At 40.2% G+C, this 16,402-nt stretch carries 13 protein-coding genes; 3 read left to right on the forward strand and 10 right to left on the reverse strand.

Features of this window, described 5'->3' with window-relative positions; genetic code table 11:
* Positions 1-8: 8 nt before the first annotated feature.
* The 8 genes from ABF638_RS18190 to ABF638_RS18225 all read right to left on the reverse strand — a co-directional run bounded on the left by ABF638_RS18190 (position 9) and on the right by ABF638_RS18225 (position 9,282).
* Positions 9-1,625 (reverse strand): hypothetical protein, encoded by a 1,617-nt coding sequence (locus ABF638_RS18190; RefSeq protein WP_420758407.1) that lies wholly within the window; start codon positions 1,623-1,625, stop codon positions 9-11.
* Entirely contained in the window at positions 1,622-2,326 is a 705-nt protein-coding gene (locus tag ABF638_RS18195; protein WP_069074126.1) for a hypothetical protein, read from the reverse strand. The genes ABF638_RS18190 and ABF638_RS18195 overlap by 4 nt, the downstream gene beginning before the upstream one ends.
* Before the next feature lie 50 nt (positions 2,327-2,376).
* Entirely contained in the window at positions 2,377-3,201 is an 825-nt protein-coding gene (locus tag ABF638_RS18200) for a hypothetical protein (RefSeq protein WP_435024384.1), read from the reverse strand.
* Positions 3,202-3,392: 191 nt separating this feature from the next.
* The gene (locus ABF638_RS18205) at positions 3,393-4,442 is read right to left on the reverse strand and encodes a hypothetical protein (protein WP_435024386.1); all 1,050 of its coding nucleotides are present in this window, start codon (positions 4,440-4,442) and stop codon (positions 3,393-3,395) included.
* A gap of 84 nt (positions 4,443-4,526) precedes the next feature.
* Positions 4,527-5,357: a hypothetical protein gene (locus tag ABF638_RS18210; protein ID WP_435024389.1), complete on the reverse strand. Its 831-nt coding sequence runs from the start codon at positions 5,355-5,357 to the stop codon at positions 4,527-4,529.
* 216 nt (positions 5,358-5,573) lie between these two features.
* On the reverse strand, positions 5,574-8,321 hold the full coding sequence (locus ABF638_RS18215; RefSeq protein WP_435024390.1) for a hypothetical protein: 2,748 nt from the start codon (positions 8,319-8,321) through the stop codon (positions 5,574-5,576).
* Positions 8,275-8,646 carry a hypothetical protein gene (locus ABF638_RS18220; RefSeq protein ID WP_069074131.1) on the reverse strand — a complete coding sequence of 124 codons (372 nt, stop codon included), beginning with the start codon at positions 8,644-8,646 and terminating at the stop codon, positions 8,275-8,277. Before ABF638_RS18220 ends, ABF638_RS18215 begins: the two co-directional genes overlap by 47 nt.
* Before the next feature lie 18 nt (positions 8,647-8,664).
* Complete coding sequence (locus ABF638_RS18225) at positions 8,665-9,282, reverse strand: hypothetical protein (RefSeq protein WP_435024392.1); 618 nt, start codon at positions 9,280-9,282, stop codon at positions 8,665-8,667.
* A 983-nt stretch (positions 9,283-10,265) separates the two neighbouring features.
* Between ABF638_RS18225 and ABF638_RS18230 the strand changes: the two genes are divergently transcribed.
* Positions 10,266-10,694: a hypothetical protein gene (locus ABF638_RS18230; protein ID WP_435024395.1), complete on the forward strand. Its 429-nt coding sequence runs from the start codon at positions 10,266-10,268 to the stop codon at positions 10,692-10,694.
* A gap of 170 nt (positions 10,695-10,864) precedes the next feature.
* Positions 10,865-11,098, forward strand: coding sequence for a DUF3134 domain-containing protein (locus ABF638_RS18235; RefSeq protein ID WP_069074137.1), 234 nt, complete (start codon positions 10,865-10,867; stop codon positions 11,096-11,098).
* Positions 11,099-11,246: 148 nt separating this feature from the next.
* On the opposite strand, the gene mltA is transcribed toward ABF638_RS18235, so the two are convergent.
* Both mltA and ABF638_RS18245 read right to left on the reverse strand, forming a co-directional pair.
* Complete coding sequence (mltA, locus tag ABF638_RS18240) at positions 11,247-12,530, reverse strand: murein transglycosylase A (protein WP_435024397.1); 1,284 nt, start codon at positions 12,528-12,530, stop codon at positions 11,247-11,249.
* 132 nt (positions 12,531-12,662) lie between these two features.
* The gene (locus ABF638_RS18245) at positions 12,663-14,009 is read right to left on the reverse strand and encodes a proton extrusion protein PcxA (protein WP_435024399.1); all 1,347 of its coding nucleotides are present in this window, start codon (positions 14,007-14,009) and stop codon (positions 12,663-12,665) included.
* Between the two features lie 87 nt (positions 14,010-14,096).
* On the opposite strand from ABF638_RS18245, the gene ABF638_RS18250 reads away from it, so the two are divergent.
* Positions 14,097-16,277 carry a recombinase family protein gene (locus ABF638_RS18250; RefSeq protein ID WP_435024401.1) on the forward strand — a complete coding sequence of 727 codons (2,181 nt, stop codon included), beginning with the start codon at positions 14,097-14,099 and terminating at the stop codon, positions 16,275-16,277.
* Positions 16,278-16,402 lie beyond the last annotated feature (125 nt).

Below are 16,402 nucleotides of genomic sequence, written 5' to 3' on the forward strand. Positions count from 1 at the left end.
CCTACCTGCTAAAACTGAGTTGGTTGATTAACGTATATTTCAACATTTGTGCCAGCGGGTAAAAACCAAATATTAGTTTGTTGTGACATTTGGGCGATCGCTTGTTGATTACGTTGGGCAATTTGGGGTACTACAGAGTTCAAACCACCTTCCACAATCCCGGCTGGAAGGTCGCGTCTGTTCTTAGTGACAGTAGTAAGAGTTGTGCTGCTACTGGTGTTGCCGTCAACGGTAGTTTGTGAAGTAAGTGGTTGGAGTTCAGTATCACTACGATTTATTAACTCTGCGGCTTTGCCAATACCTCCCAACACGAATAACCCTATATCCATTGAGGCTATAGACGAACTTTGACCAGGAAATTTATTTGCAATTAAAGGTTTACCTTGGGAACCGCGAAGAATAATTGTATTGTTGGGTAAGCTTCGTTCTGTAACATTGCCATCATTTTGCGAGATAACTTTGACTACGTTCATCTGCAAAAGACCTTGTTCGGAGAGGGAACGAATTTCAGCGAGTAATTCGGTGTTTGCAGGTAGAGCGATCGCACCATCTGTAGATTTTAATGGTTCTTTCAATCGGATCACAAAGACATTTTTATCTTCACCTCCCTCACCACCACCGCCTGATCTAGTAGTTTCCCCAAATATTGCTGTCGCCAACACACCTTTGGCACTACTCCCGATTGGTACAGACTTCTGTCCCTGCGGTTGCGCTTGACTGACTACAGGAGTTTCTGGTTGTGGGGTTTGCTCAGGATTGGGGTTTGGTGTCTGTTCTGTCTCTTCCTGGGGCTGCGTATTGTTTAAAGGTTCAGGAGCCGCTGCTATATTACTGGGTTGATCGGTGGCATTTACTTGACCGTAGCTACCTAACTTTGCTAGTCTTGTCCACTCTTCAAGTGGGCTTGGTGGAGGTGGTGGAGTTATATTGACTACCGGTTGAGTGGTTGGTCTCACAGCTGTCACAGCTGGTAGTTGGGGTGATACAGAAGGTTGATAAGTAGGTACTCTAACGATGCGTTCAACTGGTGCTGGCTGAGGCACGTAAGCTGTTGGTGGGGGTGTTGGAATCACTGTCTGTCTACCTCTGGAAGAAACTGACGGTTCTTGTAAGGCTACTTTAGGTGTAGTTTTGGCAATTCTCAGCTGTTGTTGAGCAGCTTTTACCATCTGTGCTTGTTCAGTCAGGGCTAATTTCGTTTTGAGAGTATCTACTTCAGCTGCTAGCTGCTGAGATATAGATTCATCAGTGGGCTGCTCACGCACTGGTGGAGAAACAATATTTTTTGGCTTTTGACTACTGCTACCCATCAGTTGGGATAAAAACACACCACCCACCAAAACGATCGCTAAGGTAGCAGCCCCTACCAAGCCTAACTTTGCAAAGGGATTAGATGAGAGTGCTTGCTTAGTTTGAACTTCTTGTGGAAGAGATAGCGACTCTGGCGGCGTTGCAGAGTCTTCTGAACCTTGGGTATCGGTAGAAGAAGATTCTTCTTCAAAGCCGACCAACCTTGACATCCGTGATTCCCAATCTAAAGATTCTACTTCTGGTTGGCGATCGTCGGTGGTGAGAGTAAATCCATTTTGGGGAGGCGTTTCGGCAGGAATTGAGTATCGAGTCATGGTAGAGCTTGGTTGGGATTTCCAGAACAATTTTTATCTTGGATTTCACAGACATTATAAATTTCTAGTCTGGCTTCACCAAGGCGATAAGCTGCGAAGTAGGACGGTAGGGCTGCATTTGGTAGTGAAGTTGCTGGTTCATCTATGGCTCTAACTAAAATTTGTTTATTAAAGGAAACTGATTTTCCCAACTTATCATAACTGCTAAAAGTTAATTGATTGGCAAGCATCTCCACTTTCCATGTCCCATCACCTATTTTTGTTGGTTGGGAAATTTTTTGGATTACTAATACATTCTCTGCTCCTCTGTTAATATTTTCAAATTGGCTATCTGGATTTAAATTAGTAAGTTCTGATTTAAGTTTTTGTTTAAAATCATCAGCTACAAGTTGGGAAGTAATTTCCCAGACTTGAGTTGGCGGCTGTTGCTGTGACCAGGTGAGCATTAAGCTCATAGTTTCACCCACAAAACGGCGAATAGCCTCTGGTTGTCGTTCTAAATTTGGTTGGGGGTCTACGGTTATAGTGCGACCATCAACAAGTTGCACTAAACTTCGAGGTGTGAGTTGCTGACTTAACTGTTGTAACATAGACCAGTGAAATATTAGTAACACCAAGGTGAATAGATGTAAACCAAGTGTTACTACTGCCAACAGTGGTAAGGGACTATTTTTCTTATTCTCTGGTTTAAGTAATTGCATTAATACTTGATTATATAAATTGAACTATCTTCAAATTAAGTAGAAATCGATTATCTGATAAAACTACCAGATGTTTGCCCAGTTCCGCATTGTTTGGATTTATCTTCGTTGAGGTTGTTGTAGTCGTCTAGCAAACATAAGTTACGAATTTCATAAATTTCTAATTTATCAGCACGTACACTATATATTGCTTTTTGCAAGTCTGTACCATTGTTGGCTTGGGGATTACCAAAATAATCTGCTGCACGTACAAGTAAATCTTTGTTAAAAGGAGTTATGAGTTTTTCACCACCAACTCGGTTTCTTTGAATTAAGTCGGCTACCATACCTACTCGCCATTTACCTGGTGCGATTTCTTTTGGTGGATAAAGTCTCTTAATTACTAATTGTGATGTCATTGCTTGGCTGGGATTTTCAGAGAAAACTTCTGGTGGTGTCATTTCTGCAACTGTGCTTAAGAAACTTTTGCGAAAGTCTTCTGAGAAGGCAAAACTAGCTACCCAACTGCTAGTACTAATCTTTTGACTACCACCTTGAGGTGTACTAATCAGAATTCCTAAATCTGATTTGGGGTTTGCGACTTCTTCAATAGTTTGTGATGGTAAGGTTCCAGACCAGCTAAACATTGATATCATCGTTTTGCTGATGAATCGGCGAATTGTTTCTGGTTCTCTTGCTAAATCATCAATATTAGCTACTGGTTGACCGTCGATTAATTGTACAAAGTTGGGAGGTTTTCTTAAACTGAGTTGGCGAATATTTAGCCCTTGTAATATAAATAAAAATAAAACTAATATATGTAAACTAAAGGTTGCGATCGCAAAAATTGTCAAAACACTTCCCGTTTTTTGTCTTTTTTCTAGTAAACGCACCATTTCATCATCTCCTCCTGCGAAAAACTTCAGCTATTATATATGATGATTTCCATATAGTCAGCAGTCAGGAAACGAGCCAAATTGAAGAAGAATTTAGAATTCAGAAGTCAGAATTCCGGAGTCAGAATCAAGACGCTATAATCCTTTTTTTGAGCGATGAATAACTCACTACAAAAATTATACCTAGCTACTTATATTCTCTCCTTTACTAAAGAAGCCGTGTTGCTGATAGCACTGAAGACAGCAAAACCGCCAGCAGCAGCCACAATTAAAGATAAAATTGGTGCTAAAATTCCCAGAAAAATAATGAACCACATCAAATCTGGATCAACATTAGCATTTTGACCTGGCCCATTGACAATAACTGCGGCAGTCAGCACAGCAATAATATTGAATGAAATCTTGGCGATTCCAATAGCTAAAAATCCAGTCAGCCATGCAAAAATTGGTTTACCAGCGACAGGGAGCAAAGAACCACCTACGGCCAGTGGGCCTAATGCTGCTATCAGCAACATAGTAGCTTCTATCAAATTCTGAAAGGCATATTGTAAGGAAACTAAAAAGTTTTTGATGCTCGTTTGGACTGTAGAACCTAACAAAGAGTTAAATGAGGTTTCTGATACAATTCCAGTGCCATATCTGATGTTATCTACCTTAGTTTGGAGTCTAACTATCCAGTTTTTATTTCCATAAGTATCTCTATATTTCTGCCAGAGAATGTTGACTTTTTCGGCAGCCTTGACAAAGCATTGACTTTGTTGTTCGCCAGTTAGTGATTGACAAGGACGAAGCAAAGAACCAGCTACTTCTTCAGCAATACTCATATTCAGTGCTTGCTGGTACATTTGCTCTGCATCTGCTGTTACCAATACTTGCTGATTCACAGTGTTTAAAAAATTTCGCACTCCCAGCGTCAGATTAGAAAGTATACTTCCATTGCCTGAATTACTTAAGAGTACTACCACAATAAAAGGCCAAATTAAAGCTGATATGGGACGAGTATATTCGTAGGATATTAAGTCTCTGAGGAATTGTATCATAAAAAATAACAGGGTTCCTACTGCGAAAAAAATACCCAGATTTGTCAGCGCTCCATACAAATTATTGCTGGTGTTATTTTGTAATAAATCCAGCCATTGTTTATCCCAACCTTCGGCAACACTTTGGGAAGTTGCGGTACCACTATCGAGAATCTGGTCAATGCCTACTTGGGCAAAAATTAGTTGGATAGCAAGTTGCATTTTGAGTTGATGGGCTGTTTTTTAGATTTCCTATTTAAGGATTTTAACAATCTATGGAACAATGAGAGTTTCTTATCCTCAAATCTACTTGTTAACTTTTCTGCCAAACAAATCTAGTTGAGAAGTTGCTCGCAAAAGTCGTGAGGCTTCTGTAGCTGTTTCTACTCTTCTAGCGCGATTCGCCTCTTCTGTCTGTTGAGAAATGTTTGCCAAATTCAAGTTAGAATATTGTAAAGACTGATTAGTTTGTAATGACTGAGCAAATGTTTCAGCGACAATTTTAGATTGTTCTTGTTGGATTTTAATGGTTTCTTGGTTAGTAGTTAGCAATGCTAATACCCCCTGACCTAACAAGTTATCAGCAAGACTTATTACTTGTTTAACTGTTCTGTCAATCTGAGTACTTTCCAGTTGATTCTTAAAGCTATCAATCTGGTTAGTAGCATCATTTGATCCAGCAATATCTTGCAGACTTCTTTCTGTATTTTCTAACTTAGTTTTTGTCCGAATTTGTCCATTTTCACCGAGGACACCTACTGCTACTCCACGGGTAATTACACGATTGAGTTCATTACTAACTAAATTTCCCCGCACTGCTGAATTATTCTCAAAGCGGTTTGATCTAGAGTCTGAATTAGAAGAGTATAAAATCAAATTATCACGAACATTTTTCCCCGCAGCGACAGGGTTAGGTATGTTCAATTCTCCTTTAGAATTACTCAGAGCATTTTGACTCTGTATTTCTACAGGCTTTAAATTTTCGCTCAGATTATATTGAAGGTAGTTTTGCAAATCTGTGGAATATGATTGAAAATCAGTCCAAACCTGACCTAATCCACCTGTTTGAATTTGTGCCATTCCTGGTAGTATTGCCAGGGATAGTAAGGTGAAAGTAAAAATGGTAGTTTTTTTCATACATTTGTGCCTGAAAAAGGTAGACGACATGATGTAGTGAGTCACAGAATTTTGGATTTTGGATTTTGGATTTTGGATTGTTTTTTTAGTTCAAGCAAGACTGCTATGCCTCCTATAAAATCTAAATTCCTCAGCCTGTTCCTTGCAGTCAATCTAAAATCTAAAATTTAAAATCCAGAATTGTTGAACTCACTGTTAACTGTTTACAAAACCCGATTAACTACTACGTAGATTCGCGACTAACTGACGTGCAAATGCAGAAATTGCTTCATATTTATCACTGTGAAGTTGCATCATTTGGCTACGTGCAGTTTGTTCATAGGGGTTATTCGCAACTGCTGCCAATTGTTCATAACCTGGATAGTAACGGCAGAATGTATAACTACCGTTATCATCTAATAGCCATTGGCTATAAACGCCTTCTTTGCGGGGAAAAAAGCTTTCTGAGGCATTGCGAGAAATAACTTGGCGGGGATATTTCAAGATGTCTGCAAAACTATCCACTGCAACTGGTTGAATGCGTCCAATCAATCGTGTTGTCAGGTTTTGCAAAATTTTAGATGCAGCTTTAGATCTAGCAATGGTGTCAGGATCTTGTCCTGATAAGATCACTCTGATACCAGCTTTAGCGCCGTTCGCACAAATTCTACCAACTAAGTCAGAAATTTGCTCGAATTCAAATAAAATTGGTGCTTCGTCGATAAAGAATATGGAAGCTGGACTACCTAATGCGCGTCGGAGTGCGGCTGAATAGGCACTTAAGGATAGTACGGCTGCATCTTCACTATCTGATAGGTTTCTGAGAGCAAAAACTAAAAGTTGGGCATCGGTAGGAAAGCTGGATGGTGCAGAAATGGCTTGTCCTACGCGGCTAGAAAGCCAAAAGCGCAAGCGCAACTGAATTTGACTGAGGGCGTCTTCTACTCTGCCAGTTAAAGAACTTAGCTGCAAGTGTTCTGGTGAGCAGAAAGAGAGAAAATCTTTTAAAGTGGGGGTTTTCTGCCAAGCAAGTGTGCCAAATCCCGCCGCCATCGCCTGTCGATATCGCTCTTTGATGCCCTCATCTCTAAAGAAGGCTTCTAAAGCGAGGTTGAGTAGCGATCGCACGGTTTGCGATAAAATTTGACTTTCAGTGGATGATCCTAAAACCATTGTCATTAACGCTGATTCTAGGAAGGCGGTATAATCGTTGAAGCGATCGCGCTGTTGTTCTAGTTCTAGCGATCGCAAATCTGGCTGTTCAAATAAGTTATTCGATTGTTTGGAGATATCAAAGTACGCCCCATTCCCCTCCATAAACTCTGTGTAGTCAGTGAATGTAGATGTCCCATCAGGTTTAGGGAAATCTAACGCCACAACCGGAATCCCATGCGCCAAAGCCTGAGTTAAAATCCCTGATACCAACACAGATTTACCAGCACGAGTTGTAGCAAACAAAGCTAAATTTTTGTGTTGATTAAATAAATCTAAATGTACGGGTGTTCCGCCTTCTTCAGCAATCAACTCAAAGCCTTGTCTATCACCCCGTTTAGTTAAAACTAGAGGCATTAATCCGGGAACTTCACTGGTTAAATATAGCTGGCGACGGTTGAAGGGGGTTGCTAACAAACCTTCCCAAACTATCGGTAGAGTTTGCAGCCAAATTTTCCAGGCATATTCAGTTTCCCTAATTACCCTGGCTGGACGCTGAAAACAGTTTTCAATATATCTTGTCGCCTCATCTAATTTCTCTACAGTGGGACGATGTACTAAAATGGCGACACTCGTATAAATCGGGACTGCACCTTCATATAACTGTTCTTGCGCTGCTACCGATTTCTTCAACTTTAATTGAGCATTGACATCAATAGTTTTACTTTTTTCTTGAGCCAAAATTGTTGTCATATTTGACTGCTTCAGCACTCGTTGCAGAGTAGTTTTCACTACTGCGGGATTTGCGGCAGTCAACTCACAAAAAATTTCTGTATCTACTACTGTTTCTCTAGCTAACAGTTCCCATAAATAGCGGAGTTGGGCAGATTTATTCGGCCAACCTCCGGGTTTTTCCAGAAACGACAGTGCGCCAATATAGCGATTGTTAACATTAACCCAGCGGCGATCGGCACAAGGTACACTAGATTCCATCAGCAAAGTTGTGCCGTGGATATTTTCTAGAAGCAATTTAGTACTAGCTAAATCTGAATTAACTTGCTCATGCAATCCTTGTTCATCTAAAGTCATTAACTGGGGAATATCTATTGGCTGCGTATCATTAAACCTTTTCCAGATATCCCCCCAGAGTTCATTGGCAGTCAAAGGCTTGACATCCAATCCCATTTTGTTAGATAAGATTTGTTCCCAGCGGAGAAAACCTTGATTGTAAGCATTTGTGATCAGAGTTTCAATGCGTTGGTTTTCTACTTCTGAGAGATCACCTTTGAATTTTAACCACCATGATTCAGCTTTGACTAAAAGCTTTTCTATCCAATCATCTGCATGTTGCGAGTTGGATTCAATGGTGTAAGTGACATAAATTCGTAAAAATTTGGGCTTACGAATACCAGAAATAGTCAGTTCTTTGACTCTGGCTCTCTCCGCCATCAACAAATATTTGATATCTCGTGATGGCGAATTTCTGATTAGGGTTGCTAATTCTTTTTGACGCTCTTTGTCTGAACTAAAAGAACCCAAGTGTAGGGTCATCCTTTCACCAGTAGGGATGTCTTTTAACCCAGCTTCAATGTTATTAAAAAGTGTATCTATTTGTTCAGGTCTTAAGGTGGTATGAATTCCCTTACAATCAAAACCAAAAACAAAGCAGAACCGATCTTTTTGAGTGCCTTTTGTCAAAAGGTAAGCGCCAATATCGCGTCCATTCATTGCGACACGCAGCATTGTCGCCAAGTGCAAGGCATCTTCAAATGGTGTTAATCTACTTTCACTTCCGGCGACGCCGACGCTTTGTTTTCCGATTTTTTGCTTCATGGTTAACTTCCAGTAAGCTCTGATAACGAGCAAAGCCTCTTGTCCAAGCGGGAACACCAATAAATTTACTTAAAAAACTCCAACTCCTACCACCAGTTAAAATCCACCAAGTTCCTATTCCCCAACCAGTCATTAGTATTGTCCACAACCATTTTTGAAATTCTTCTTGGAAAAGTCCTCCAAAAATTCCATTGATCATAAAATAGGAGGCTAAGGCAATTACTGTCCAAGGAAGAATTTGATCGGCAGGAATTGGCCCTAATGAAGGTTGGCTTCCTAGAACCTGGTTGACTGGACGAAATTCTTGTTCCCGCTCTTGAGACATTTGAAATATCTGAATTATTTATTGCACTTGTGGGCCAATTACAAAGCGTGTGAGTACATCAGCAATGGTAACAGCAACAACGACTAATAGTGGAGTTCTGGCAATACTTTGCCAATCTTCATCTTTACGCACTGCGTTAATCACACCAACCAGAGAAATTGCAATATAGAGTAAGTAAATTGCCCGCAACACATTAAATATCAAACTGATTGCTGTCTCGCTACCACCACCATTTGTTGCTGCACCACCTAAGTTTCTTTTGAAAAACTTTTCAGCTTCCCCAAAAAACTGGGCTTGTGCAGGGGTTGCGAAACAGTCTAACCAAAATAAACTGAAGATAATGGCTGCTGCTAAAATTTGTAATGATATTAGCGATCGCCTCGGTAAATTCACCTGCTGCCCAATTTGCTGGGTAATGACTGCAATTAAACTACCAACTAGTAAACAAAAGAGCAGGATAGGACTTTTTAGGCTGATAACGCTCACAAGTACAGCACAAGCAATCAAAAAAGGTACAGATTCAACCAGAATAATCAGGCCGGATTTCAGTCCCCGTGTTAACTTATGAGATCCTTTGACCGCATTACCAGTTAAAGCTTTGAAAAAGTTTCTCTCATGAGAACTTTGTCTAGACATTTGCTAATTTTCCTATGGTGTACTATGTGTGTTAGGTGTCTAAAATTTTACAGCTAATCACAATCTAACATGGTTGAACATTCATTTTTAAGGAAATTATGAAGTTCGCAGTAAAGTTCTATATTATATACAAACTATTACTAAGTTAAGTTAATAATATGTTAATTTTTATTTAAAAAATAAGGATATATGTTTTGAACTTCTACAATTTTTCTACACGCAGGATTTTGCCTTAATTAGAGGTTGGGAATGGGGTTGAAATGCGAAATAATTTTTGGGCACATACTAAAATATCAGTTTTGTATTTCACCTTTAGAGACTGTGTAGGCAATATATGGCAAGATTTCTAGTACTATTTTTTACACAATTCTTACTTAAGCAGTTAAATTGAATACTTGCCAAATTTTATCCGACGAGCAGTAGATCGCACCCAGTATTTCCTTCTCTATGTAATTGTGTTTGGTAAAAATTAAAACTACTTAATAAGCATATTTAGTTATTTTAAAGTTGGAATTGAATACAAACTTACTATTGTTGGTGACCTAATATCTATGGGTCAGAATAGTTGAAAAAAGTTCAACCGTCAACTATGTTATGATTAGATAGTTGAGAAATATTTTCGGTCATGTAACTGACTATAATAAACACCTCTCCGAATCTAAATCTCTACACCCTTTGATTTTGAAGGTATTTGATGTCAGTTAATGTTGTTAGCCTATCCAATTAGGTTGAAGATGACGACCGAGAACAGGTCTTCTCAAAGTATGGATAAGGGTAATGTATTTCAATACAGTTCGGCTAACTAAAATTTCAGTTTTTGGAATGCTGAAGACTCTGATATCTAAAGGTTTTAGCTCTATTAACTTTGAGACTATGACCCATCTGTGACACTGATACATCTAACTGTCAAAAAAATGTGCTAAGAAGAACGGACAGAAAAGTGTGTCACAAACCTAGACAACATACGGATACTACTTGAACTTATGTTAACGGATATAATTACCCGTCCTGAGTCGCTCACGGAAGATTGCTTCTTTACTTATGCCCTTGGGACTGATTTGCACGATACTAATTCGACAGCCAAATATTTACGCCGAATCAGAAAAGAAGATAAACCCTATATCGACATAGCGGTTTCTCCCAGGCCAGGCTATCGGTTTGAGGTTTGCCTTATCCCTGTTGAAGGGTTTGCTCAAGAAACAATATTGACAAAAGATGGGTTCGCCAAAGCTTTAGCGATTATTTGTGCTGTATCTAACAAAGCTAGGAAGCGATTCCCTTCAGGAAATGGACAAGAGATTGTCCGGTGTCAATTTAGCAACTTAGCTGATGCAGTCGCTGTAGCGAACAGATTGTCTGCATTGCCCTCTGATATGTATGAAACTCTCGTCAAGCTACCAAATGCTTTGTAAGATCGCGTCCGCTTGAACATTTATGATTAGAACTGATGCGGAGACATTTTAATGGTAGGTAACTAGACAGACTTGAGATTAAAAACTCAATGGTTCATAAGACTTTTAACCCGAATGTGCAATTTTGATGTTTTTGCACGGTAAACTGTAATTCAAAGTGAGTTTTTTTTATGCCTACAAGTCCTTTGCGTGAAGAACCTCGTAACCAACGAGCGCCTGTAATTCGTACAAGTAATGAATTTATTCTTTTGGAATGGTTAAAGTCAACTGGTCGTCTAATCGAGCGTGAACATCAAGAATCTGAGTATCTAACTGAAGTAGAAGAAATTTCAGAAATGATAGACCTTGACGATATTCCTTATGATCATGACGATGATGATACTGAAATGGATTTAGAAGCGTAGCAGATTAGCCAAATTTTAGAGCCAGGGCGGTTATAAACCGCGGCTACACAAACAAAGTCCGCCTCCGCGGACTAAGGAAAAAATTAAGGGTTTTTAACCTGCGTATGTGGGTAAAACCCTGTCTTGACGAGGTTTGTAACCGCCGATTTCACTTAAGTAATAAATAAAATAGTTGTCCATTGCCAACTGTAACACCCGCGCGATCGCCTGCTATTTTCCCAGTACCTAAAAAATAATCTACTCTACCTGCACCTTTAATTGCACCTCCAGCGTCTTGGTCAAGAACATAGCGGCTAATAATCTGCTCCTCCATTTTTCCGGTAGGATTAACAAAAGGAATAGAAGCGCGAATCAACGCTAAAGCGCCAGGGGGCATGAGAGATTTATCTGTAGCAATAGAACGCTCTGCTGTTAATGGTACATTGATAGAACCTTGGGCTGGCTCACCGTGATTTTCTTGAAAAAAAACAAAGCTGCGATCGCGCGGAATATAAATATTTAATTCTTGGGGATGCTTTTGGAAATAGTCGAGAATAGTTGGCATAGTTACACCTTCTAGTGGTAATTTGCCATCATTGATTAATTCTCGCCCAATGCTTTTGTAGTTATAAGCGATATTACCCGCATAGCCGATTGTTGTCTGAGTACCATCGGGAAGCTGAAGTCGCGCCGAACCTTGAATTTGAGCTAAATATGGTTCAAGGCGATCGCGAAACCAAAACAACTCTAATCCTCGCAGTTTCCCTTTTGCACCTTGTAAACCATCTGCTCCTTCTAAGTCTTCACGTGTCGGATGAGGCCTAGTCCAGGAGTTTAAATCAGGAGGTAAGCGATAAACAGGATAGCGATATTCTGCTGTGGGGACGCGACTGGCTGCGTAAAGTGGCTCATAATAGGCGGTGAATAAAACAGCACCTTTGTTATCTTTACCCACTGACTGATAAAGAACAAATTCCCGCTCGATGGCTTGATGTAATTCTGTTGCAGAACTAGTTTTTAATAGGAGTTCGCGGAATCTTTGCAAGCTTTTGAAGACGCGATCGCGCGTAATCCCAGCCACCTGATAGTTTTGATAAGCAGCCGCCGCATTAGCTGTTTGCAGATATTGGAGACTGCGTGCGATCGCACTTAATAGTGCCTTTTTCTCTGGTATTTCTCCATAGAGTACTTCATCAAAACAAGAGCTATCACCTTGACAACAAGTAACTGGTAGTCTCTGAATCAATGGTGATTTTTGCTTTTCTGAAAATGCATTTTGATTTTCAGCAGTCAAGGACACTGGTATATCCCACTTTTTCACCCTACATTCTGGCGGACTGAGTTCCCCATGTGCCAAAGATTGCATCCGCACCAGCAAAATCGACAAAAACACAGGTAAGCTGATGGCAATAATTTTGTTAAATTTTCCTAAACCAGCAAGTGTCTTTTTCATCAAAATTCAAAATCTTTGATATTATCCAACTTTCCTGTAATTCAAAAATCACAAATTAAAAATAATTTACTTGTTTTACACCACCAAGATGTTTTCCCAATGCCCAATGCCCAATGCCCCATGCCCAATCCCTTATTCATTCATATTACGGTAAGTAGCAACTGCGGAAGGCGATATCCGGTTCAAATAGCGGAAAATCCAATATTTGAAAATGGTATCTAAAATCACTGGAAATGTAGCAATAAATAAGAAGATAAAATCTCTATTTGCTGGTAATCCCCAATGGCGTGATACACCTTCTAGGAGGACTTCCCAGCCATGAGGAGAGTGGAATCCTACAAATATATCAGTAAACAAAATGATGATAAATGCCTTAGCACTATCACTAAGTCCATAGACAATATGATCAAAGAAATCTTTGATCACAGCAATAGAAGACTTGCTGACAAGCAAAAGCCAGATAAAAGCAACCACCGAGAAAACATCTGCAAAAACATTTTTGATAGCATTAGAGCTTTCGCGACGAAATTCTTCAGAAATCTCTATAGCCTTATTTTTCATTTCAGTTTCTATCTGTTCAGGCAACAGTGGAGGGGCTTTGATAATCAGATTTTCAAACTTGAGCCTTTCTTCAAATCTTTGTAATTCGACAAGGGCTTCCTCTTCCATTTCGGAATTAAGGAATATCTGCATTTGCTCACTGCTTCTAAATCGGTCAATAATTGGGCCTACTACGAAAGCTTTTGCTATCTGATGTGTCAAAAGTGGTATGATAATTAATAGTAAAATAAACCTGATAGATATTATTGTTCTTCTTTGAGTCTGACGAAAAGTTTGAATTACATCTTGTTCAGAATTAGGGTCTAATTCAACTTGTAGACGACTGATAGTACTTAAAATAGAGCGGGGTAAAACGCCCATTGTATCAGCTTTCAGCTTTGATTTAGGTTTTTTATCCGAGTCTCTATTTGGTATTTTTGGTGGTAACGTTGGAGTATTTACGAGCAGCGAATCATCGTCAGATATTACAGAGTTAGATGCTATGTTTGGAGGACGAACTACTAAAGCTTTAGAAGTGGTTTGATCGGAAATATTTGTGTATTTGGATGTAACTTGATCGATGAAGTTGAGCTTTTCCAAAACCAAAGAAGGACTTAGATGCTGTATATCTGCTTTCTGAGCAGCTTTTTGATTCTCTTCATTTAGAAACCAACGACTTGCTTTAAACTCCGTCAACCGCATCCTGGCAATTTTTAATAGCTTCTTAAGGTCTGACTCAAAATAATCCATCACGCTATTACTGTACATGGCTGAGTCAATGTCTATTTTATTACCATTGAAATGCTTATCTTCTATTTCCTTAATCTTTAATGCTGCATCGTAAGCTTCATGTAAAGAACGTTCAGGAGTCTGTAAGTACCATCGATAAGTAGCAAGTAAGAAAGAATAGATTTTTTGACTAAAAACAGAGTTTTTCATTGCAGACAATCATCCAGCATTATTTGGTGATTCTTAACCTTAAGTTAACGCACGAGGTATACTAGCAAATCTAAAAGGAGAAAGTTTGTGGTTTCTCATTCGGTTTGGATTGTTGGCACTAGCCGTAGTGGTAAGACGGCTCGTTTGGTAGAGCAATTTTGTAATTGGTTAGAACCTGAGAATAAATACGCTGAATCATTTTATACTAAAAAAACAGGTCGTAAAAAAAGTGGTCATGTACCCGAATTTTTATATCTTAAACAAACAGAGCCGGGAGTTTTAGTCTTAGCTGCCAATGATGACAATCGTCGAGAGTTAGGAGACATAATTGTTACATCTACCTTGGGAAAATATCCGGTTCGTGCCAAGACGCCACTAGGTTTTTTTCAGGATGAAGTTATTTTATTTTGGCCGTTGCTAATTAACTCATTGAATTTGAAGGCACAGTTTCCGGTACGATTGCGGCCAGAAACGGAACAAGAATTAGCAACCAAACTCTGGCGTCCCCAATTAGACGAAGAAATTTTACGGATTGCGGGAGTGAATGAGTCTCGCCTGGTGCGTCGCATCCTAGATTTATTGCAATTAGCAGCTTATAGTGGTACTCCTTGCGAAGATATTGCCCAGATTTTGGCAAAGGGTCTGGGGGAAAATACTACAACTTTAGAGCCGGAGTTTTTGGCATCTTTGCTGCTAGATTGGCGTAACTGGTGTTTAGAGAGGGGGTTACTAACTTATGGCATTATTACCGAACTCTATAGTCAATATTTATTAAGCGATCGCAATTACCAACAGCACCTAACTAAACGCTACCAGGCGGTACTGGCAGATGATGTCGATGATTATCCTAGCGTAGCGCGTCTTTTGTTTGAGTTGCTGTTAGATCAAGGTGCAATCGGGGCCTTTAGTTATAATCCCGATGGTGCAGTGCGATTGGGATTGGGAGCAGACCCCAACTATCTAGAAGGTTTAGCAGAGCGTTGTCGGGTAGAAATCTTGACCGGGCCGCCTCCAGAGTCTCTTGGTGAGCAACTCACTAAACAGATGGTGGAATTAGTCACAGAACCGATGATACTGTTGAGTTTACCTGAGATTGTGCATTCAATTCAAACCACCTCCCGCGCCCAATTATTGCGGCAAACAGCCGAGGTAATTGCTAATGCCATCCAATCGCGGCAAGTGCAACCAGAACAAGTGGCAATTATTGCACCTGGTTTAGATGCGATCGCTCGTTATACTCTAGTAGAAATCCTGATTAAACAAAATATCCCAGTAGAATCGCTGAATGACCAACGTCCCCTAATTAGTTCACCCGTCATTCGCGCCTTACTCACCATGCTGGCACTAGTTTATCCCGGCTTGGGACGACTCGTAGATCGGGATGCCGTCGCAGAAATGCTGGTTGTGTTGAGCAGGAAACAACAACTACCAGAAAACTCTACAGACGCGATGAATCGCGTCTCTACAAATATTGATCCGGTACGTGCTGGTTTGATTGCAGATTACTGCTTTGTACCCCATCCCGATCGCCCCAACTTGTTACCAGTATCAGCCTTCGAGCGTTGGGATCGAATCGGCTATGCAGCAACCACAGCCTATAATGACATATTACAGTGGTTAGAACAGCAGCGATCGCAACAAGAATTGCGGTTAATTCCCAGTCCCATTTCCCTCTTAGACAGAGCAATTCAGCGCTTTTTGTGGAATGGTAGCAATCTTCCTTACGAACAACTAGCAGCACTGCGAGAATTATTAGAAACCGCTCAACATTACTGGGAAATTGACACCAGACTACGACAAATTGCCCCAGTTGAGACAACGCCTCACACAACTATTATCGAATTCATTCAATTACTGCGACGTGGTACAATCACCGCCAACCCTTACCCCGTGCGTCCCATTGGTGGAGCCAGAAAAGCCGTCACCTTAGCAACTATATTTCAATATCGATCTAGTAGGCGATCGCACCAGTGGCATTTTTGGCTAGATGCTGGTTCACCTCTATGGGCCAAAGGTGGTGCGGCGACGTTATTCGGTGCGCCGTTTTTCCTCCGAGACCGCTTAGGCGAACCCTGGACAGCAGAAGATGAAAAATTGGCAGAGGAACAACGACTGCGAAGAATTTTGACAGATTTACTCTCTCGTGTATCCGAGAGAGTTTATTTGTGTCACAGCGATTTAGCCGTGAATGGACAAGAACAATTAGGGCCACTGTTACCCTTAGTGAATGCTTGTGTAACGGTTATTTCTGAGGCTAATGTTAATTGAGTTTATTTATAGCGGTTCTCGACAAGCGTGAAGTACAATTTTGACCTCACTTCTATTCCTCTCTCCTTTTAGGCTACGGTGTACACACATCTTTCTATAAAACCAAAATCGTGGTAGATCCCCCT

The organism is Nostoc sp. CALU 1950 (assembly GCF_051172895.1).
Taxonomy (GTDB): Bacteria; Cyanobacteriota; Cyanobacteriia; order Cyanobacteriales; family Nostocaceae; genus Nostoc; species Nostoc edaphicum_A.

Bases quoted from the DNA above. Each gene is read 5' to 3' on its own strand.
- ABF638_RS18190 (WP_420758407.1), bottom strand. From the start codon at position 1,625: ATGACTCGATACTCAATTCCTGCCGAAACGCCTCCCCAAAATGGATTT.
- ABF638_RS18195 (WP_069074126.1), bottom strand. From the start codon at position 2,326: ATGCAATTACTTAAACCAGAGAATAAGAAAAATAGTCCCTTACCACTG.
- ABF638_RS18200 (WP_435024384.1), bottom strand. From the start codon at position 3,201: ATGGTGCGTTTACTAGAAAAAAGACAAAAAACGGGAAGTGTTTTGACA.
- ABF638_RS18205 (WP_435024386.1), bottom strand. From the start codon at position 4,442: ATGCAACTTGCTATCCAACTAATTTTTGCCCAAGTAGGCATTGACCAG.
- ABF638_RS18210 (WP_435024389.1), bottom strand. From the start codon at position 5,357: ATGAAAAAAACTACCATTTTTACTTTCACCTTACTATCCCTGGCAATA.
- ABF638_RS18215 (WP_435024390.1), bottom strand. From the start codon at position 8,321: ATGAAGCAAAAAATCGGAAAACAAAGCGTCGGCGTCGCCGGAAGTGAA.
- ABF638_RS18220 (WP_069074131.1), bottom strand. From the start codon at position 8,646: ATGTCTCAAGAGCGGGAACAAGAATTTCGTCCAGTCAACCAGGTTCTA.
- ABF638_RS18225 (WP_435024392.1), bottom strand. From the start codon at position 9,282: ATGTCTAGACAAAGTTCTCATGAGAGAAACTTTTTCAAAGCTTTAACT.
- ABF638_RS18230 (WP_435024395.1), top strand. From the start codon at position 10,266: ATGTTAACGGATATAATTACCCGTCCTGAGTCGCTCACGGAAGATTGC.
- ABF638_RS18235 (WP_069074137.1), top strand. From the start codon at position 10,865: ATGCCTACAAGTCCTTTGCGTGAAGAACCTCGTAACCAACGAGCGCCT.
- mltA (WP_435024397.1), bottom strand. From the start codon at position 12,530: ATGAAAAAGACACTTGCTGGTTTAGGAAAATTTAACAAAATTATTGCC.
- ABF638_RS18245 (WP_435024399.1), bottom strand. From the start codon at position 14,009: ATGAAAAACTCTGTTTTTAGTCAAAAAATCTATTCTTTCTTACTTGCT.